21 protein-coding genes are annotated in these 20,104 nt (G+C 58.7%); 11 read left to right on the top strand and 10 right to left on the bottom strand.

Translation table 11 applies throughout. From position 1 onward, the window contains the following. Position 1 precedes the first annotated feature (1 nt). From ACZ5MJ_RS03100 to rfbB, 10 genes are all read right to left on the bottom strand, one after another. The gene (locus ACZ5MJ_RS03100; protein ID WP_464222319.1) at positions 2-1,066 is read right to left on the bottom strand and encodes a glycosyltransferase family 4 protein; all 1,065 of its coding nucleotides are present in this window, start codon (positions 1,064-1,066) and stop codon (positions 2-4) included. Next, positions 1,063-2,007, bottom strand: a complete 945-nt coding sequence (locus ACZ5MJ_RS03095; RefSeq protein ID WP_464222317.1) for a glycosyltransferase family 2 protein — start codon at positions 2,005-2,007, stop codon at positions 1,063-1,065. The genes ACZ5MJ_RS03100 and ACZ5MJ_RS03095 overlap by 4 nt, the downstream gene beginning before the upstream one ends. After that, positions 2,004-2,999: an EpsG family protein gene (locus ACZ5MJ_RS03090; RefSeq protein ID WP_464222315.1), complete on the bottom strand. Its 996-nt coding sequence runs from the start codon at positions 2,997-2,999 to the stop codon at positions 2,004-2,006. Before ACZ5MJ_RS03090 ends, ACZ5MJ_RS03095 begins: the two co-directional genes overlap by 4 nt. Further along, positions 2,996-4,255: an oligosaccharide flippase family protein gene (locus tag ACZ5MJ_RS03085; RefSeq protein ID WP_464222312.1), complete on the bottom strand. Its 1,260-nt coding sequence runs from the start codon at positions 4,253-4,255 to the stop codon at positions 2,996-2,998. Before ACZ5MJ_RS03085 ends, ACZ5MJ_RS03090 begins: the two co-directional genes overlap by 4 nt. Before the next feature lie 113 nt (positions 4,256-4,368). After that, a complete protein-coding gene (locus tag ACZ5MJ_RS03080) occupies positions 4,369-5,454 on the bottom strand; it encodes an SDR family oxidoreductase (RefSeq protein ID WP_464222310.1) in 1,086 nt (361 codons plus the stop codon). 21 nt (positions 5,455-5,475) lie between these two features. Next, entirely contained in the window at positions 5,476-6,753 is a 1,278-nt protein-coding gene (gene tviB / locus ACZ5MJ_RS03075; RefSeq protein ID WP_464222309.1) for a Vi polysaccharide biosynthesis UDP-N-acetylglucosamine C-6 dehydrogenase TviB, read from the bottom strand. Positions 6,754-6,812: 59 nt separating this feature from the next. Further along, a complete protein-coding gene (gene rfbC, locus ACZ5MJ_RS03070) occupies positions 6,813-7,361 on the bottom strand; it encodes a dTDP-4-dehydrorhamnose 3,5-epimerase (RefSeq protein ID WP_464223639.1) in 549 nt (182 codons plus the stop codon). A 2-nt stretch (positions 7,362-7,363) separates the two neighbouring features. Further along, the gene (rfbA, locus tag ACZ5MJ_RS03065; RefSeq protein WP_464222308.1) at positions 7,364-8,242 is read right to left on the bottom strand and encodes a glucose-1-phosphate thymidylyltransferase RfbA; all 879 of its coding nucleotides are present in this window, start codon (positions 8,240-8,242) and stop codon (positions 7,364-7,366) included. A gap of 11 nt (positions 8,243-8,253) precedes the next feature. Then, positions 8,254-9,171, bottom strand: coding sequence for a dTDP-4-dehydrorhamnose reductase (gene rfbD, locus ACZ5MJ_RS03060; RefSeq protein WP_464222306.1), 918 nt, complete (start codon positions 9,169-9,171; stop codon positions 8,254-8,256). Then, positions 9,161-10,225, bottom strand: a complete 1,065-nt coding sequence (rfbB, locus tag ACZ5MJ_RS03055; RefSeq protein ID WP_464222304.1) for a dTDP-glucose 4,6-dehydratase — start codon at positions 10,223-10,225, stop codon at positions 9,161-9,163. Before rfbB ends, rfbD begins: the two co-directional genes overlap by 11 nt. Before the next feature lie 225 nt (positions 10,226-10,450). Between rfbB and ACZ5MJ_RS03050 the strand changes: the two genes are divergently transcribed. The 11 genes from ACZ5MJ_RS03050 (at position 10,451) to ACZ5MJ_RS03000 (ending at position 20,097) form a co-directional block, all read left to right on the top strand. Further along, positions 10,451-11,311 carry a symmetrical bis(5'-nucleosyl)-tetraphosphatase gene (locus tag ACZ5MJ_RS03050; RefSeq protein WP_464222302.1) on the top strand — a complete coding sequence of 287 codons (861 nt, stop codon included), beginning with the start codon at positions 10,451-10,453 and terminating at the stop codon, positions 11,309-11,311. A gap of 166 nt (positions 11,312-11,477) precedes the next feature. After that, positions 11,478-13,040 carry a hypothetical protein gene (locus tag ACZ5MJ_RS03045; protein ID WP_464222300.1) on the top strand — a complete coding sequence of 521 codons (1,563 nt, stop codon included), beginning with the start codon at positions 11,478-11,480 and terminating at the stop codon, positions 13,038-13,040. Between the two features lie 101 nt (positions 13,041-13,141). Next, the gene (locus ACZ5MJ_RS03040; RefSeq protein WP_464222299.1) at positions 13,142-14,053 is read left to right on the top strand and encodes a glycoside hydrolase family protein; all 912 of its coding nucleotides are present in this window, start codon (positions 13,142-13,144) and stop codon (positions 14,051-14,053) included. After that, positions 14,046-14,462, top strand: a complete 417-nt coding sequence (locus ACZ5MJ_RS03035) for a GtrA family protein (RefSeq protein ID WP_464222297.1) — start codon at positions 14,046-14,048, stop codon at positions 14,460-14,462. Before ACZ5MJ_RS03040 ends, ACZ5MJ_RS03035 begins: the two co-directional genes overlap by 8 nt. Before the next feature lie 13 nt (positions 14,463-14,475). Then, complete coding sequence (locus ACZ5MJ_RS03030) at positions 14,476-15,357, top strand: class I SAM-dependent methyltransferase (protein ID WP_464222296.1); 882 nt, start codon at positions 14,476-14,478, stop codon at positions 15,355-15,357. 263 nt (positions 15,358-15,620) lie between these two features. Further along, positions 15,621-16,349 (top strand): WbqC family protein, encoded by a 729-nt coding sequence (locus ACZ5MJ_RS03025; RefSeq protein ID WP_464222294.1) that lies wholly within the window; start codon positions 15,621-15,623, stop codon positions 16,347-16,349. Between the two features lie 19 nt (positions 16,350-16,368). After that, a complete protein-coding gene (locus ACZ5MJ_RS03020; RefSeq protein ID WP_464222292.1) occupies positions 16,369-16,986 on the top strand; it encodes a class I SAM-dependent methyltransferase in 618 nt (205 codons plus the stop codon). Beyond that, a complete protein-coding gene (locus ACZ5MJ_RS03015) occupies positions 16,987-17,664 on the top strand; it encodes an acetyltransferase (RefSeq protein ID WP_464222291.1) in 678 nt (225 codons plus the stop codon). 49 nt (positions 17,665-17,713) lie between these two features. Next, positions 17,714-18,544: a phytanoyl-CoA dioxygenase family protein gene (locus ACZ5MJ_RS03010; protein WP_464222289.1), complete on the top strand. Its 831-nt coding sequence runs from the start codon at positions 17,714-17,716 to the stop codon at positions 18,542-18,544. 3 nt (positions 18,545-18,547) lie between these two features. Further along, positions 18,548-19,513 (top strand): glycosyltransferase family 2 protein, encoded by a 966-nt coding sequence (locus ACZ5MJ_RS03005; RefSeq protein WP_464222287.1) that lies wholly within the window; start codon positions 18,548-18,550, stop codon positions 19,511-19,513. Positions 19,514-19,515: 2 nt separating this feature from the next. Further along, entirely contained in the window at positions 19,516-20,097 is a 582-nt protein-coding gene (locus ACZ5MJ_RS03000; protein WP_464222286.1) for a hypothetical protein, read from the top strand. The last annotated feature ends 7 nt before the right edge of the window (positions 20,098-20,104 follow it).

The following is a 20,104-nucleotide window of genomic DNA, read 5'->3' as shown; positions in this document are numbered from 1 at the left end:
GTTAACGTGCTCCTGCTTGCTTCAGTAGCCGCGCCAGCCTCGGCGCAACCTGCTGGACGCAATATTCCTGTTCCACACGATGGCGGCCCGCCTGCCCCATGGTGTGGCGTAGCTCACGGTTACCCAACAACTCATCCAGCACCTGTTCCCAGGCTTCCGGTCCATCGGCGAGATAGCCGTTTTCCCCATTGCGCACGATCTGCGCATTGACCCCGACCGGCGAGGCCACGACAGGCAGGCCGCAAGCCATGTACTGGATGAGCTTGTAGCCGCATTTGCCGCGCTCCCACGGCGAATCACGCAATGGCATGATGCCGATGTCACAGCAGGCAATTGACGCCACCTCAGTATCCTCGCTCCACGGCACGCATTCCACATCCACGCCAGCCATCGTGACTTTCGCACCAATCACACGCAGCTTGAACGCATAGCGTTGTGCCAGCCGACGCAACGGCCCCTCCAGCGCGCCAAGATAGGCAGCCGTCGTCGGCGAGCCGATCCAGACAATGCGACGCACGGTGTCGTCGCGGTGCGCCTTGCCAGCCAGCGGGTAGCGATCGAGGTCAACCACCGTCGGTACGATCTCTACCCACTTCGCCCCGGCGTCACGTGCGCGCTGAGCCAGATATTCGTTACCGGCCGTGACCAGCGCAGCGTCGGCCATCAGGTCGTCGATGCGACGCCCCAAGATCCGCCTTACCAGCGGCAGCCGGTGCAGGTCGTAGTTGTGGAACAGCGCATCGTCATAATCGAGCACATACGGCACGCCACGCAGCATGGCGCGTTCAATCACTGCGGGAAACCAGGGAAGCGCTTCCTTTTCGATCCACACCACATTCACACGCTTGCGGCGCATCATTGACCTGAGGCGTACCCCATAGGCAGCAATCATCGCGCCGCGTTGATACCCTCCAGCACGGTACTTCCCGGCCAGCATGGCATCGTCCAGCAGCGCTTGCGATTCGCTTTCGAGCCCAGCATCTTTCAGCCACGGAAGGAACTGCAGCATCCGCAGCCTTGACGACGCACCGAGGCGCCCGTAGCGGGTCAGTAGCAGCGCTTTCATCGCTTCGACGCCCTCAGGATCTGCGGCAAGGACCTGGCAAGCATGCCGTAGCCCTTCAGCGTATTGCGGATGTCCTGTGTACCGCCGCGCGCTGCCGAAAACACAGTCCGCGAGACTGGCTCCAGGCACACGGTGACGGCCAGGAGCACCCAGGCACCAATCGTGGAGAAATGCTTAAAGCCATAGAGCAGCCGGCTGCGCAACGAATAGAACAGGCGGGTCGCCTTGATCTGGCGAGACGTGCCACCACCGGCATGAAATGCCTGGGCGTCTGCAACGTACACAATGCGACCACCCGACTGGCGCACCCTCAACGACAGGTCGAGATCTTCCAGATACACGAAGAACCGTTCGTCAAACCCGCCCAACGACTCGAACACACTGCGGCGGATCAGATAGAAGGCGCCGATCACGTGATCCACGTCTCGCGTGGTTGCGTGATCCCAGTCGCTCATGTGGTGCCGGTAATCGCACAGCCATGGCAAACGGTCGAGCCCCACCGCCGCGGCCGAGAACATGCCCAGCGAAGGGAAGCGCGCGCAGGCGCGCTGGACATGACCGGTCTCGTCGATCAGTTGAATCCCGGTTACGAACACGTTCGCGTTTTCCGGACGCTGCATGAAGGCCAGCGGTTTCGCCAGCGACTGTTCATAGAGTCGGGTATCCGGGTTCAGGAACAGCACAAATTCCGCCTGTCCCGTTTTCACGCCCTGGTTGCAGGCGGCGCCGAAACCACGGTTCTCCTTGTTGCGCACGAAATGAATCGGGAAGCTCCAGTCAGTACGATCGGCAACCAACTCCAACGAATTGTCGATGGAAGCGTTATCTACGATGGCAACCGACGCAACCAGCCCGCCGGCATTCTGCTGCAGACTCTGCATAGCCTCCAGCAGCTGGGTGCCGGATGACCAGTTCACGATAACAATATCAATACTATTCATCGCAGTAGCAACGGATCGTAGACAGTCATGGCATAGAGATTCAGCATCCCGCTGCCCAATGCAAACACGACGGCCAGCGACTGAATGACTTTCGACTCGTACGTGAAAGCCTTGAGAATATAGATCAGAACAAAAACCGACAGCAATTCTCGAAACCGGGCGGCCACGATCGGAAACTCCAGCATCGAGAAATGAATCGCCACGCTTAGCAGCATCCCGATCACGGCATATTGCATGGCCACGCTATTCTGCTTCCAGAGGTACAGCGCCGCGGACATCAGTGCCATATCCAGCATGAATGGCAATGGCACAATCGTGGTGGATACCTCGATATCCAGATAAGTACCCAATACCGGAAAGACCGACTGGAATTCCGAAAAGAGAGCCTGCCGGAACAGCAACCCAACAGCAAATATCCCGACGATCAGCAGGACGGCCACCTTGAAAGGCATCCGGCCCAGCACATAAACGATCAGCAGGACGATGGCCGAATAATGGAACGTCACGGCCAGGCACAGCAGGAGGAACTCCCCAAGCTTGAGCTGCCTTTCGTCCTTGCGCCAGAACACGAAGAACGCTATGGCGAATGCGATCGATGCGCGCAGCACCGTCATCTCGAACAGAATGAAATACCGGCTCAGATAGAAGAACACCAGCAAGGCGATCAGTCCGAGACTCAACTCGGACGTCCTCAATGCCGCGCCTTTGAGCATGATGCACAAGGTGCAAATCGTGCCGTAGATTGCCACATTTCCCAAACCCAGCCTGACCAGCCAGTACACCAGCGCGGTAAATCCGACTTCGAAGCGGGTTTCGACACTGGTCAGCCCATCGCCGGAACGCACGAGCTCGAAAAACTCGAGATAGTTCGGATAGTCGCGGCTGACACCAAGAAACTGATGTCCTGCGACGAGGCCGAGAATGACGGCCACGACCCCGAGGAACGCAATCCCGGTTGCCAGCCTGACTTCCTCATATGGATTATGAGTCACTTTCCATGCCTCGCCAACATCTTCATACCCAAAGCATCGAAGAACATCCGCAAAGACCACGCGATTGCGGCACCGCTCACGCCGAACACGTTAGTCAACCCCACTAGGGCTGCGATATACAGCGGCACCTCGATCAGGTGCAACAAAGCTGTGGCGCGCGTCTTGCCTCGTGCGTGAAGCAGGGCGAAGTACATGGACCCAATGGCATTGGCCAGCACGCCAATGCAAAGTATCCGCCCGACTGCAACTGATGCCGGGTCTGCAGGATGCCCGAGCCACAGCGTTAGCAATTCCGGCAGGATGACCGCCAGGATCCCGAGGCCAACCAGCATTGCCCCCACGACCCGCATCATCCACCGTCCAAACAGCCGCGATGATTCGCCCGGATCACTGACCAGCAGGCGGCTGATGGCCGGAAACGCAACAGTTGTAACCGCGCTCGACAGTATAAGCGTCTGCACCGTGACCTCATACGGAATCACATAAGTGGTCACTGCCGCGGCGCCAAGGATCGCCGCAATTAGGAACCGGTCGGCCTGGGTCAGCAGCGGGCTCAGTACACTGCTGATCGTGAACCAGCCACCAAACTGAAAAAGTTTTGCGGCCACAGTGCGCGAATAGGTGCCCCGGACCGTTCCGGGTGGCAGGCACTGCAGCGCAAAGACACGGTAAAACCACAGGGCCAGCGCACGCGAGACCACCAGGCTGGCGATCAGCAGATCCACTCGTGTCGAAAAGAGCAAGATCAGGTATGGCAGGCCGAAATTGGCCGCTCCAAGCAAGATCCGCAATACGCTGATGTTCTGGAAGCTCAGATAGGCTTCATTGACCCCTCGATATGTCGCGCTCACCGCCTGCATCGGCAGCGCCAGACCGAGCAGCAGGATGGCCGACCGGATTTCCGACTGTGGCACATCACTGGCGTGCACGAGCCTACCCACGCCCAGCATCGCTGCCAGCATGATCAGCACCATACCTATGCCGCCCGTGACCAGCGTCAGGCGCGTAGCGGTTGCCAGCACGTCCGGAATCGAGGCTTCGTCGTGTCCGTCGCGCAAGGCCGACACCCGCTGGGTCGTCGCCCGGCCGATGCCAAGATCCAGCGCACTGGCATAACCAATGAGACCCCACGCCAGTGCAAGCAGGCCGAAGCGTTGGCTGCCTAGCCCCGACAGCAGGTGGGGAACCGTTACCGCTGCGATCAGCAGAGGCAGGCCAAGCCCAAACAGATTCCAGGAGATGTGAGATGCACGCATCTAGTATTTCATGTGATCGGCCCATCCCCTCGGGCGGACGACACCGCAGAACGGGCAACCGCAGTTGCAGGCTGCCCTGTCCGGTGCTGCGTCGCTGGGCTACTGCTCTGAAGTCAGGCCATCTTCTGCCTGCGTTGACGGTTCACATACCAGCCCATCGCCTCCTGCAGTCCGTCGCCAATGCTATGCGTCGGGGCATAGCCTAGAAGCGAGACGGCCTTGCTGATGTCGGCCTGGCTGTGGCGCACGTCTCCCGCGCGGAAATCGCGGTAGGTCGGCTGCACGTCGGCACTGACGCCGTAGGGCGCCAGGTTCGTGCGCAACGACTCGAACAATTGGTTCAGGGTCGTGCGGTCGCCCACGGCAACGTTGTAGACCTGGTTGGTGGCGTTGTCGTTCGTCGTGGTCGCGGCCAGCAGGTTGGCCTGCACGGCGTTTGCGACATAACAGAAGTCTCGGCTGGTCTCCCCGTCGCCATTGATATGCACGGTTTCGCCATTCAGCAACGAGGCTGTCCACTTGGAAATGACCGCCGCATAGGCACCCTCCGGATCCTGACGCGGACCGAAAACGTTGAAGTAGCGCAGACCGATGGTGCGCAAGCCGTAGCAGCGGGCAAAGACGTCGGCATAGAGTTCGTTGACGTACTTAGTCACCGCATATGGGCTCAGCGGTTTGCCAATGCGATCCTCGACCTTCGGCAAGCCGGGATGATCGCCATAGGTACTGCTGCTTGCCGCATAGGTGAAGCGCTTGACGTTTGCGTCCCGCGCCGCGACGAGCATATTCAGAAAGCCGCTGATGTTCGTTTCGTTGGTTGCGATCGGGTCCTGAAGACTGCGCGGCACCGACCCCAGCGCGGCCTGGTGCAGGACGTAGTCCACACCCTGATCGCCCGACACATCTCGAAAGACGCACGCCCGACTGCAATCGTCAAGGTTACGGATATCGCCTTCGACGAACTGGAAGTTCGCCCACTGAGCCGGCGTGACCAGGCCACGAACTTCCACGAGGTTGGCCTTGTGGCCCGTTGCGAAGTTGTCCAGGCCCACCACACGCTGGCCGAGCTTCAGCAGCGTCTCCAGCAGATTGCTGCCGATGAAACCCGCAACGCCTGTAACCAGCCAGGTTTGGGGCGCCTCGGCGAGCTTGCGTGTCAGTTGTTCGTAAGCGCCCGATTGGGCGGAACTGTCGATCATCTTGTTTCCTTCGCCCCCGGATTACAGGCGACCGTCGGACGCGCCAAGCGGGAGGATGCCCTTGACATCGAACAGTACGGCGCCAGGTTGCCCGAGTGCCTTGATGCCGACCTCACCCATTGTCACGAACTGCTCATGCCCCACTGCAAGCACTACGGCGGCGTACTGCCCGTCTTCCGGCATGCGGGTCAGGCATTGCAGCCCGTACTCATGCTCTGCGTCCGCGACGTTGATCCAGGGGTCGAAGACATCAACCTGCGCGTTGTAGGCGCGCAGCGACTCCACGATGTCCACGACCTTGGTGTTGCGGACGTCTGGACAGTTTTCCTTAAAGGTGAGACCGAGCACCAGAATCTTGCTGGCCAGCACGTTCAGGCCCTTGCGCAGCATCAGCTTGACCGTTTCGTCGGCAACATGTTGCGCCATGTTGTCATTAATCCGGCGGCCAGCAAGAATCACTTCAGGGTGATAACCCACTTCCTGCGCCTTGTGCGTCAGGTAGTACGGATCGACGCCGATGCAGTGGCCGCCAACCAGACCCGGCCGGAACGGTAGGAAATTCCATTTGGTACCTGCAGCCTCGAGCACTTCAAGCGTATCAATGCCGAGCCTGTGGAAAATCAGGCTCAGTTCGTTCATCAATGCGATGTTCACATCGCGCTGGGTGTTCTCGATGACCTTGGCGGCTTCCGCCACCTTGATGCTGCTGGCCTTGTGTGTGCCCGCCGTGATGATCTGGGCGTAGAGTTGGTCCACTGCTTCGGCCACGTCCAGCGTGCTGCCGCTCGTCACCTTCCTGATCGTCGGCAGGCGGTGCTGTTTGTCGCCCGGGTTGATGCGCTCGGGGCTGTATCCACAGAAGAAGTCCACGTTGAACGACTTGCCGCTGAATTTTTCCAGCACGGGCACGCACACTTCTTCCGTGGCCCCCGGATACACCGTTGATTCGTAGATCACCAGGGCGCCCTGGGGCATGACCCGGCCCACGGTCTCGCTGGCCTTGGCCAGCGGCGTCATGTCCGGCCGGTTGGCCTTGTCCACCGGCGTCGGTACAGTCATGATGAACACTTGGCAATCGCGCAGCTCTTCAATATTGCTGCTGTAGTGCAGGTGCTCGGCTTCGACCAGCTCTTCATGGCTGACCTCCAGCGTGCTGTCCTGGCCGGACTTCAGCTCAGCGATGCGGGACGGATTGATGTCAAAACCTACCACTGGGCGCTGTTTGCCGAACTCCACCGCCAGCGGCAAACCGACATAGCCCAGACCGATGACTGCGATTTTTGCTTGATTCAGGTTCATGCGCGAAAAGGATGAGCAACGATGTTAGCGAGCCGGGCATCTGCCCGACCCGATCGATATCATTCGAACAATTCTGCTGCGGATAGCGCGGAACCAGCCTGGTCCTTGGCCGACAGCAACGGAGCAACATCCATCGTCGGCCACTCAATGCCGATCTCCGGATCATTCCACGCGATCGTCCGCTCAAACTGCGGCGCATAGTAGTCGGTGGTCTTGTAGAGAAAATCGGCGGATTCGGAAAGCACAACGAATCCGTGCGCAAAACCTGGCGGCACCCAAAACAGGCGATGATTATCCTCGCTGAGTTCCACGCCCACCCATTTAGCAAAGGTTGCGGATTGCTTGCGAATATCCACGGCCACATCGAACACGCGCCCGCGCACCACGCGTACGAGCTTGCCCTGCGGCTGCTGGATCTGATAATGCAGGCCGCGCAATACACCCTTGGCACTGCGGCTATGATTGTCCTGTACGAAATTCACGTCCAGCCTGGTTGCTTCGGCAAACGCTTTCTGATTAAAGCTCTCGAGGAAAAATCCCCGCGCATCGCCGAATACCTTCGGCTCGATAACCATGACGTCTGGAATGGCGGTACGAATGACGTTCATGTTCACTTGATGGTTTCCGAAATAATGTGCTGCAGGTACTTGCCGTAGCCGTTCTTGAGGAGCGGCTTCGCCAGGCACTCTACCTGCTCGGCACTGATCCACTTGCTGCGGTATGCAATTTCTTCCGGACACGCCACCATCAGGCCCTGGCGATTCTGCAGCGTCGCAATGAAGCTGGCGGCTTCGAGCAAAGAATCATGAGTGCCGGTATCAAGCCAGGCATAGCCACGGCCCATGATCTCGACTTCGAGCTGTCCCATCTCCAGGTACCGCTTGTTGACATCAGTGATCTCGAGTTCGCCGCGCGCCGACGGCTTGATGTCGGCGGCGATGTCGCAGACCTGGTTGTCGTAGAAATAGAGACCGGTCACCGCGTAGTGCGAGCGCGGCTTGAGCGGCTTTTCCTCCAGCGACAACGCACGGAAGTTCTCGTCGAACTCCACCACGCCATAGCGCTCGGGGTCGTGCACATGATATGCAAAGACCGTGGCACCCTGCTCCTGCACAGCAGAGCGCTCAAGCTGTCGTACGAGGTCATGTCCGAAGAAGATGTTGTCGCCAAGGATCAGCGTCGAGGGATCATTGCCGACAAAGTCGCGGCCGATGATGAATGCCTGCGCAAGGCCATCCGGCGACGGCTGCACCGCGTAGGACAGGTTGATGCCCCAACTGCTGCCGTCACCAAGCATTTCGGCGAATCGCGGCGTGTCTTCAGGCGTCGAAATAACGAGGATGTCACGAATCCCAGCCAGCATCAGCGTGGTCAGCGGATAGTAGATCATCGGCTTGTCGTACACCGGCAGCAGTTGCTTGGATACCGCTCGCGTGATCGGATAGAGTCGCGTGCCGGAACCCCCGGCGAGAATGATGCCTTTGCGCATGGTGCGAAATTTCAGGAAAGGATCTGGTCCAGCAGGAGATCGACGCCCTGCTGCCAATCCGGGAGATGGATATCGAAGGTGTCCCGCAGCCTGGAAGTATCCAGCCGCGAATTCGCCGGCCGCGGTGCGGGCAGAGCATAGGCGGTGGTCGGAATCGGCTCGATGCTGGCCAGGTCTGCCTTCAGTTTCACGCCTCTTGCCACCGCACCCGCCACCACGTACCTAGCATAACCGTACCACGTAGTCTCACCCGCGGCGGCTAGGTGATAGATCCCTGCCGGAAATGCATCATGTCGCCCGTGCAGCCAGTAGCGCGCAACAATTTGCGCCGTCACATCGGCAATCAGTGCAGCCGTTGTCGGCGCACCGAATTGGTCGGCGATCACGCGCAGACTATCTCGCTCACGGGCCAGCTTCAGTATGGTCTTCGCAAAGTTGCCGCCACGCGCGCCAGCCACCCAGCACGTGCGCAACACCAGGGCTGTCGCACCGCCGGCCGCAATCGCCTGCTCTCCGGCAAGCTTGCTCTTGCCGTACACCGATTGCGGGTTCACCGCATCGGTCTCGACGTAGGCACCCTCTCTGGTACCGTCGAAGACGTAGTCGGTCGAGTAATGGACCAACAGGCTGCCGAGGCTACGCGCTTCTTCGGCAAGCACGCCGGGCACCACGCTGTTCACCGCGAATGCTGTCTGCGAGTCCGACTCGGCTTTGTCGACGGCAGTGTAGGCTGCCGGGTTGACAATCACGTCGGGCCGCAATTCACGGACCAGTGCGCGCAATGCGTCTGGCTGGCTCAGGTCACACCGGCTCCGGTCCAACGCCACCACGCGTCCGAGCGGCGCAAGACTGCGGCGCAGTTCAAAGCCGACTTGCCCATTGCATCCTGTTACAAGAAGAGTCGGCACGTTGGGTGTCTCAAACCGCATATTGCTTGGCGACCCAGTTTCGGTACTCACCGGACATGACATCCTGGACCCACGCCTGGTTGTCGAGATACCACTGCACGGTCTTGCGCAGGCCGCTCTCAAAGGTTTCTGCTGGTTTCCAGCCCAGGACGCGTTCGAGCTTGCGCGCATCGATGGCGTAACGCCTGTCGTGGCCGGGGCGGTCTTTCACGAATGTGATCTGATCGCGATAGGAACCTTGCGCCTTAGGCTTAAGCGTATCGAGCAGGTCGCAGAGCGTATGCACAACTTCGAGATTGGTCTTCTCGTTCCAGCCACCGACGTTGTACGTTTCGCCCACGCGGCCGCGCGCCAGCACCTCGCGGATAGCGGCGCAGTGATCGCCCACATAGAGCCAGTCTCGCACGTTCTGGCCATCGCCGTAGACCGGCAGCGGCTTGCCGCCCAGAGCATTGGCGATCATCAGCGGGATCAGCTTTTCGGGAAAATGGTACGGCCCGTAGTTGTTCGAGCAGTTCGTCGTCAGGACGGGCAGCCCATAGGTATGGTGATACGCCCGCACCAGATGGTCAGACGCCGCTTTCGAGGCGGAGTAAGGGCTGTTCGGCTGATATGGCGTGGTTTCCGAAAATTGCGGATCGTTCGGACCAAGTGAGCCGAAAACTTCATCCGTGGAAACATGTAGGAAACGGAACGCGGCCTTGGCCACTTCATCCAGCCCGCCCCAATACGCGCGCACAGCTTCCAGCAGGGTAAAAGTGCCAACAATGTTGGTCTGGATAAATTCGCCAGGACCGTGAATCGAGCGATCCACGTGGCTTTCGGCCGCGAAATGCACCACGGCGCGCGGCCGGTACGTCGCCAGCAGGCTATCGAGCGCAGCGCGGTCGCATATATCGGTCGTGGAGAAAACGTGCCTTGCATCGCCTTCCAGCGTAGCAAGCGTCTTGCGATTACCTGCATAGGTTAGCTTGTCGACATTGACAATGCCATCGACATTTTCATTGCGCAGCCAATCCAATACGAAATTTGCACCGATAAATCCGGCGCCACCAGTGACCAAGATATGCGACAAACCTTCTACTCCCTGCTATCGATATACTTCGAGGACCCGAGAAACATCGGGGAACCCCTCCTTGTCCATGAGGCTGGACGGGGGACAATCTAGTGCCTGTGGAAGTGGCGGTATTCTATCCGACTCGCTGGCGCCCCCACCTCACATGCGGCATCTTTTTGTAGCCTGTTGTAACGAATCTCAGTGTCGGCAACGCCACACGTGCAAAAAAACGGAACACATTGCATGCAATCTTCCAAGCACTCCGAAAAAGATGAACATGCACCACTTTTCGCGATTGGCGACGTGCAGGGCTGCATCGATTCCCTGGACAAGCTCCACAGCCGGCTGCCCCCGGAATGCGGCCTACGCTTCGTCGGCGACCTTGTCAACCGGGGCCCCGACTCGCTCCAGACGCTACGCGCCGTCCGGGCGCTTGGCCATCGTGCGCAGACCGTCCTTGGCAATCACGACATACATCTGATGGCGATAGCGGCCGGCGTGCGCAAGAAGGGGCGCTCCGACACGCTGGATGAGATTCTAACTGCCGGCGATCGCGAGGAACTGCTGACCTGGTTGCGCCACAGGCCTATTGCGCTGTACGACGACGGCTTCCTGCTGGTACACGCGGGCATCCTCCCACAATGGACGGCAACCCAGGTCATGGAACTGGCGCAGGAAGTCGAAGAGCAACTGCAGAGCGCCAACTGGGAGGGTTTCCTGGCTGACATCTTCGGCAACGCGGCGGACCGCTGGCACAACGGGTTGCGCGGCATCGAGCGGTACCGCGTGGTCGTCAATGCGCTGACGCGGCTCCGGTTCTGTACGGCCGACGGCGTAATGGACCTCAAAACAAAGGAAGGCCCGGGCGGCGCGCCGAATGGCTTAATGCCCTGGTTCGACGTCCCCAGACGCCAGACGGCCAGCGTCACAGTTGTAGCCGGTCATTGGTCGACCTTGGGACTAGTCATGCGCCCCAACCTCATGCTGCTGGACACCGGGTGCGTCTGGGGTGGGCAACTCACGGCGGCGCGCCTGGCTGCCAACCCGGATGAACGAACGCTGATTCAGGTCAGGTGCCCACAGTACCGGAATCCAATAGGATAGGATACACAAGTCGCCACGAGCCCCCACCTCCGCCTGGAATGCCCCGGTGCGCAGATCATGAGAGTCAGTACAATCCGGTCCGGACGCGAGCCGCGAAGCAGCCCGGAAACGCAAAATCGCTGCGCCAACGCACATCGCCAGAGAATCACTCCAGGACACAGCCTGAATGCGCTTGATTGCACTCCTTTATTCACCGGCACGGCAATCCCGGCGGGATCTCTATATGCTCTACCTGTCCGGAGCCGTCACGCTTGCGATTTTTCTGTGGCAAGGAAACAAGGGACTAAATCTGCCAGATGAGGGGTTCTTCTGGTACGGCGTACAGCGCGTCCTGGCCGGTGAAGTTCCGACGCGCGATTTCATGGCCTACGATCCGGGCCGGTACTACTGGTCAGCCGCCATCATGAAGCTGCTCGGCAACGACAGCCTGCTGATATTGCGCGCAACGGCCGCGCTGTTCCAGGCCATCGGCGTATTCATTGGCTTGAAGATGCTCGACGCCGAGACGGAAGCCCCGCGTCCTGTCATGCTATTGCTGGCGGCGGGCACGCTGACCGTCTGGATGTACCCGTGGTTCAAGGTATTCGATGTTGTTTCGTCGATCGCCATTGTCGGGGCAATTATGCTGCTGGTGCGCAGCCCGTCGTACAGGCGGTACTTTGCGCTGGGTGCTGTTGTTGGCTTCGCCGCCATCTTCGGCAGAAACCACGGGGCGTATGGCATCGCAGGCAGCATCGGCACATTCGGATTCCTGGCCATCCGGGGCGAGAGGAGTCTGAAATGGCTGCAGGCCGTAAAGTACTGGGCAGCCGGCATCTTCGTCGGATACTTGCCCGCCCTGATTCTGATGGCGGCGGCGCCGGGCTTTGCCCTGACGCTCTGGGATAGCGTTCACTTCCTGTTCGTGGAGGTCCAAGCCACCAACCTGCCCCTGCCAGTACCCTGGCCCTGGCTGGCGTACGACGAAAAGTTACCCCCCCTGGATGCGGCAATGGCGCTGGCTCCGGGTTGCTTCTTCATCGCCATCGTTGTCTTTGGCATTCTGGGCCTGGCCTGGACTTTCGGGCTGCGTCTGCTTGGCAAGCCCGTGCCGCCTATGCTGGCGGCCTCCAGCCTGCTTGCCCTGCCCTATACCCATTACAGCTTTTCAAGGGCAGACACGGTTCATCTGGCACAGGGCATCTTTCCGTTCTTGCTCGGGATGTTTGCCGTAATCGTGAATCGCCCCGCCTGGTTCCGCCTGCCGGTCGCAGCACTGCTGTGTGGGGCCAGCGTCATCGCAATGTTGCCCACCGACCCCGGCTGGCAGTGCCGCCTCTTGGATGACTGCACGAAGATCGAGATCGGAGACAGCACGATCCAGGTCAACGGCGGAACGGTTCGGGATCTGGCGTTGATCCATAAGATAGGAGAACTTGCCGGTCCCGACAGCAACCTGCTGGTCATGCCATTCTGGCCCGGCGCCTATGCAGCCCTGCATCGAAGAGCCCCGAACTGGGAAATCTATGCACTCTTCCCTCGTGGCCCGATCTTCGAGCGCGCAGAAATCGAACGAATCCGCGCAGCCGCGCCCAGGGTCGTGCTGATCAACAACGCCCCACTCGACAAACGCGAGGATCTGCGCTTCCAGAACACGCACCCGCTGATCTACCAATACGTACTAGCACATTACGAACCGGTGAACGGCGTCGCGCCCGATCCATGGCATCAGGTATACCTGCGCAAATAGCACCGCCACGATTCACGTACTCGACAAGGCCATGGCATTCTCTTATTGTACGCTCGGCGCAATTTCACCCCGCCATACGTAAAAGCTAGCGAGTTCTCACGATGCCATGGAAGAAAATGGGGCAGCTGTTCTGCCCCGACCGCGTTCATCCCAAGCTGATGAGCCATGCGGCCAACCCCCTTGCGCTGCACCTGGATGGAGACATTTATCGCGTCCTCTATAGCGGTCGCGATTCCCAGAACCGTTCTTCCGTTGGCTACGTGGATGTCGATATCGTCAGGCGCGAGGTCGTGTACGTGCACGATAAGCCGGTATTCGAGTATGGAGCGGAGGGCAGCTTCTATTCCCATGGCGTGAGCATCGGCAACTGCTATGAGGCCGATGGGCGCCGATACATTCTGTTCATGGGCTGGCAGTACCCCACGGGGGGTCACTGGCGAGGGGACGTCGGGCGCCTTGTCGTCAATGACGATTTCTCCATGCACCTTGACAGTGAGATACCGTTCATGGCGTCCGATTCGGTCGACCCTGTCAGCCTGTCCTACCCCTGGGTCATGCGCGAGGCGAACGAGTCCTATCGCATGTGGTACGGATCGACGGTGACCTGGGATGCCGGCAATGGCGAAATGCTCCATGTGATCAACCATGCCACTTCGGCGGATGGCCATTCATGGAATCGACACGGTCTCGCGGTACCCTACGCCCTAGGCACAGCTCAGGCCTTCTCGCATCCTACGGTCGTCGGGAATCCCGTGGATGGCTACCAGATGTGGTTTTCCTATCGTTGCGGCGCGGGACGGACTTACCGGATTGGCTATGCGGAAAGCCATGACGGCACCCACTGGGAGCTGCAGCTTGCGAAGACGGGCATTGATGTGTCAGCCGACGGTTGGGATTCTGAGATGATCGAATACCCGTTTGTCTTTGAACACAAGGGGCAACGATACATGCTCTACAACGGCAACGGCAACGGCAAAACCGGATTCGGAGTCGCACTTTTCGCAGATGAATAGAATATCTGGCTTCGACTTCGCCGGCCTTCCAGTCCGGCAGATCCTGCGCTATGGAATCGTTGGTGTCGCCAGCAACCTGACAGGCTATCTGGTATATCTGACCATCACGTACTTTGGGCTCGAGCCGAAGGTCGCGATGACCTTCCTGTATGGCGTCGGCGCGACGGTTGGCTTCTTTGGCAACAGGAACTGGGCCTTTGCCCATGACGGCAATTTCTGGCGAGCCGCCGCAAGGTATACCGTGGCGCATGCCTTCGGATACCTGCTGAACCTGACAATATTGTTCATGTTCGTCGACAAGTTCGGCTACAAGCACCAGATCGTCCAGGGAATCGCGATTTTCGTGGTCGCCGGCTATCTGTTTCTTGCCTTCAAGTTTTTTGTATTTCGCACAACCACCACAAAATAAATAGAGATATTTGATGAAGAAATGCCTCAGATGTGCGACAACCTTCGCCAGAGAGGAGACCAATTGCCCAGCCTGCGACTGGACACCGGCACTGGTGAACCAGTTTCCGACCTACGCTCCCGAATTTGCACAGGAGAATAGCGGCTTTAAGGCAGGCTACTTCGCAAGGCTTGCGGAGCTTGAAGCCGACAATTTCTGGTTCCGTGGCCGCAACCGACTGATCCTCTGGGCACTACAGGAGTATTGCCGGAACCTAGGATCCTTCCTTGAGATTGGATGTGGCACGGGCTACGTGCTCTCGGGCATCGCACGTCAGTATCCGAACGCTCGACTGTATGGCAGCGAGATTTTCTCGGCCGGCCTGAGCTTCGCAGCCGAGCGCACTCCATCAGTCAATTTCATGCAGATGGATGCCAGGCAATTGCCGTTCGTCGACGAGTTCGACGCGGTTGGCGCGTTCGATGTAATCGAGCACATTACAGAGGACGAGCAGGTTATGGGCATGATGCATCAGGCATTGAAACCGGGTGGCCTGCTACTGCTGACTGTTCCACAGCACGCCTGGCTTTGGAGCCCCACGGACGACTATGCATGCCACGTCCGACGTTACTCGGCGAAAGAGTTGCACACCAAGGTCGAAGCCGCAGGCTTCACTGTCGTGCGAAGCACATCGTTTGTCTCGGTATTGCTCCCAGCGATGCTGGCGTCGCGAGTGATCCAGAAACTGTCCCCCAAGCGCATTGGTGCAAATCCGACCAGCGAACTGGAGCTCGCCCCGTGGCTCAATGCCATGTTCGAAACGCTCCTGAATGCGGAGGTCGCCACGATCCGGCGCGGCATGAATCTGCCCGTGGGCGGCTCGCGCCTGTTGGTGGCCCAAAAACGCAAGGAATGAATGCTTCATGCATCACATTGAAGCCACTTCAATGTATTTCCGTTGGCGGGTGTCAATCCTACAATCAGGGGATAGAAAACACACCCAACTCGTTTGTCAGATGCCTTAATTGCATCAACCCGTGCTATTCTCTGAAAGCTTAGAAAGCCAGCACCACCCGGATCCTTTTCTCACGCGCGGTTGTGAAATGTCCTGGCGGAGGGATGAATTTCGTCGCACATCGATTCAGGCGTCCAGACCACGCAACAGTATGCAGAATGACAGTGGAAATTGAAGGCAAGGACAAAGTCGTAGCCATCGTTCAATCGTGTTACATCCCTTGGAAGGGGTATTTCGATCTGATTGGATCTGTGGATGAGTTTATCATCTACGACGATATGCAGTACACGCGACGGGACTGGCGCAACAGAAATCTGATCAAGACGCCGCAAGGACTGTCGTGGCTTACCCTGCCTGTCAAGGTCAAAGGGAAGTATCATCAGTCGATCCGCGAAACGGAGTTGGATGGCGAGAAATGGCGCTCGGACCATTGGAAAGCCTTGCAACAGAACTATCGCCGTGCTCCGTATTTCAATGAGATTGCCGAGGTACTGGAACCTCTCTATCTCACGCGCAGCTATAGCGGCCTGTCGGACCTGAACCGCACCCTGATCGAGGCGCTCTGCCCCTTGCTTGGCATTTCAACCGCGCTGAGGTGGTCCTGGGACTACGAACTGATTGATGGCAAGACCGAGCGTCTTGTCGGACTCAGCAAGCAGGCCGGTGCAAGCGTATATATCTCCGGTCCGGCGGCGAAGGACTATATCGAACCGGAATTGTTTGCGGAGGCGGGCATTGAGCTGCGCTACTTTAGTTACTCCGGTTACCCGGAGTATCCCCAGCTATGGGGACAATTTGAACATGGCGTCACCGTGCTCGATTTGTTGTTCAATTGCGGACGAGACGCAAGAAATTACATGAGATATCCGGCCATTTCTGCGAGCGGCCGGTGAGACAAAGAGACATCCGATCATGAATGATTTGCTTTCTCCGGTCGCCAGCTATTACACGCAGAAGATCAAGGAATTCGGCCCGCAGCCAAGAGGGGTAGACTGGAATGGCGAAGACGGCCAGATGCTGCGGTTCCAGCAGTTGTGCCGGGTGCTGGATCCTGATAACCCGTTCTCGGTCGTGGACGTCGGGTGCGGCTATGGCGCACTGCTGGATTTCCTTCTGGAGCGCTTCCAGGACTTCCAGTATGTCGGGCTCGATATCTCGGAAACAATGATTGAGACAGCCACCAATCTGCACAAGGACAAGGCACAGGCGCGCTTCATTGCAGGCACGAAGCCAGACGAGCCCGTGGATTTTGCCGTGGCAAGTGGCATATTCAACGTGCGGCTTAGCAGCGACGAAGCACCCTGGAAGGAATACATTCAGGGCACGCTCGAGCACATACACAAGTTCAGCAAGCGCGGCTTTGCGTTCAATTGCCTGACGTCGTATTCGGATGCAGACCGTATGCGTCCTGATTTGCATTACGCGGATCCGTGCGAGCTTTTCGATCTGTGCAAGCGCAAGTTCTCGCGCAATGTCGCACTTCTCCACGATTATGGACTGTACGAATTCACAATAGTCGTAAGGAAGTAAATGATGGCGAACGCATCCAAACCGCTGGTTATTTTCGGCACCGGTCAGATCGCCGAGCTCGCGTGGTTCTATTTCACCCATGACTCCGGCTACGAGCCCGTGGCATTCACGGTCGACCGCGCATACCTGGATCGCGAATCGCTGCTTGGCCTTCCCGTCATCCCTTTCGATGAGTTGCCCAATTCATTCCCACCAGCAGCGGCAGACGTCTTCGTGGCCCTTAGTTATGCAAAGCTGAATGCCGTGCGCACGCAGAAAGTGCAGGAGGTACGCGCCGCCGGCTATCAGACACCCAGCTACATCAGCAGCCGGGCCACAACGTTCCCGGGTTTCGAGCCCGGTGGCAACTGCTTCATCCTTGAGGACAACACGATTCAGCCGTTCGTCCAGATCGGCGACAACGTTACGCTATGGAGTGGTAACCATATCGGGCATCACTCGGTGATCGAGGACAACTGCTTTATCAGTTCCCATGTGGTTATTTCAGGAGGCGCGCGAGTGGGTAATGGTTGCTTCGTTGGCGTCAACTCCACGGTCCGGGACCATGTGTCCATCGGCGCGCGTTGCGTGATCGGTGCCGGTTCACTAATCACGGCCGATGTGGAGCCGGAGGGCGTCTACGCCTCACCGCCATCGGAACGGTCTCGCGTACCCAGCACGCGGTTGCGCGGAATCTAAGGCAGCCCGTTGGCGAACAGCTGCATAAATAAGAAGATCAATGAGAATCATGAACAGTGAGAGCTATTACGGTGGCATTCGTCCGAATGCCATGCCGGATGCCATCTCAAGACATCGGGAAGAGCTTGAGGTGCTGGGATACACCGTCATCGAGGGAGTCCTCGATGCCTCCAGTTTGCAGGAATGGCGGCAGCGCATCGACGACGTTTATACACGGCAAGAGGATGAGTTCGGCGGGCGCCAGGCGCTGACCGCAATCGGCGAGCAGGATTTGTGTCGCGCACCGCTTCTCTACGACCAGACATTCCTTGGCCTGGCGAGTGAGCCTCGCGTGCTGGAACTGGTACGCCGGGTGCTGGGTGACTGGTTCATTCTGAACCTTCAGAACGGCATTATCAACAAACCGGACGAGCGTCACCATCAGACATCGTGGCACCGCGACCTGCCATATCAGAACTGGACCAGCTCGCGCCCGTTGGCGGTGGGAGCGCTGTTCGCCATTGATCCGTTCACAACGGAAACCGGTGGCACCATGGTGCTCCCCCACTCACATCGCCTTGAAGTCATGCCATCTGAGGACTTCATCCAGCGGCAGGCGATTCAGATTACAGCATCAGCTGGTTCGGTACTGGTCTTCGACGCCATGGTCTTCCATCGCGCCGGGCTTAATCGATCGTCGCAAATACGACGAGGCGTCAACCATCTGTACACCAATCCGATTATGAAGCAGCAGTATGATTTTCCGGCTGCCCTTGGCGACGATTTTTCAGCGGACCCTGCTTTCCGGCGTCTACTGGGGTACGACTCGAGGGTGCCTCGCAGCGCCTTGGACTGGCGCCGTAATCGCGCGAAGCGTCTCGGGTCGACGCAGCGCAAGTAACTGATGAGAACACCTGAAATCAGTGTTGTTGTGCCGTCGTACGGCTGCCTCGGTTGCCTCGAGGAATTGTGTGCACGCCTTGACAAAGTGCTGCGCTCACTGACCCCGTCCTTCGAGATCGTTATTGTGGACGACCGTAGCCCAGACAACTCATGGCCCCTGACCGAATCGCTGGCAAGCCGCTACGATTCGGTGCGCGGCATTCGTCTGAGCCGAAACTTCGGGCAGCACATGGCAATTACCGCGGGTATCGAAAGCGCGCGGGGGGAGTATGTCATCGTGATGGACTGCGACCTGCAGGATCCACCCGAACGCATCCCCGACCTGCTCGCGGAAATAAAAAAGGGCTACGACCTCGTGCTGGCGCGTCGGGTTGAACGTAGCCACTCGGCATTCCGCACCATCTCGGCAAAGCTATATTTCCGGATGATGCGCGCACTGACGGGCGATCCGGTGGACGGCAGTTATGGAACGTTTAGCATCCTGAGCCGGAAAGTCGTGGATGCATTCCTGCGCTTTGGCGAACGCGAGCGACATTATCTGTTCATTCTGCGCTGGCTCGGTTTCCGCTGCGGAACAATCGAATATGCCCACGGCGACAGATTTGCGGGACGCAGCTCCTACAACCTGATACGACTGATCAAGCATGCGCTGGGCGGGGTCTTCTTCCAGACCAGCGTCTTCCTGACCTGGATTATCTATGCTGGGCTGTTCTTCACCACACTCAGCTTTGTCGGCGGCTGCTTCTTCATCTACCGCCATCTTGTCAGCACCTCGCTTCCAGGCTGGACCAGCCTGTTTGTCGCGATACTGTTCGCAACGGGTCTGGTACTTGCCAGCGTAGGAGCCGTCGGTTTGTATATCGCGCGCATTTTTGAAATGGCAAAGGGCCGTCCGATGTATCTCGTTGACAAGGAATGCGGCTGCGGGCAAACGGCGCTCGACCCTGCAATCACCGCAAAAGATTGACAATGGCCACGCGCAGCGGACGTCGCATCGCGGCGGTATTGTTGCTGGCCTGTCTGGCTGTGGCCGCCAGCAGGAATCTGATCGACTATGACCAGGTCCTGCGCCAGAAGCGGCAAGCTGCTCGGGAGCTTGCAGTCTTGCCCGGCGGATGCGGTGATGGCGATGCCAAGGCGTGTAATCGCGCGCTTCGCCACAGCCTCTATGCCCTGCTGGAGTCCTTGAGAACGGATCCGGCCTACCATCAGGGCCATCGCACCGGCGTTGTTGTCATCGATCCCGATTTCTATGCAGGGGTATATATCGATAAAGCCATAGATGCCGCACTGCAAAGTTGCGCCATCCAACCCTTCAGCGTTCCGGCGATGACGGGCATGCCATTGCTCGGCGGCCTGCTTGCGCGCGCCAGTGGGTGTCGCTTCGACTCCTATGGTTATCAGTACCTTCCGAATCATGAGTCTCCCCACAAGAACGAGCTTGAAGATCCTTGCTCACTGGCGCGCGATCGCGGCTTTGGACAGGTGGCGATCATCCGCAGACAAGGCGAACGCTTCGTGGCGGAAGGAAGGGACTGTGTGCCCGGCTAAGGCGACG

This window comes from Cupriavidus sp. LA-1 (genome assembly GCF_055385985.1).
Note: the sequence above shows the minus strand (reverse complement) of the source record. Positions and strands in the feature narration are given on the sequence as shown.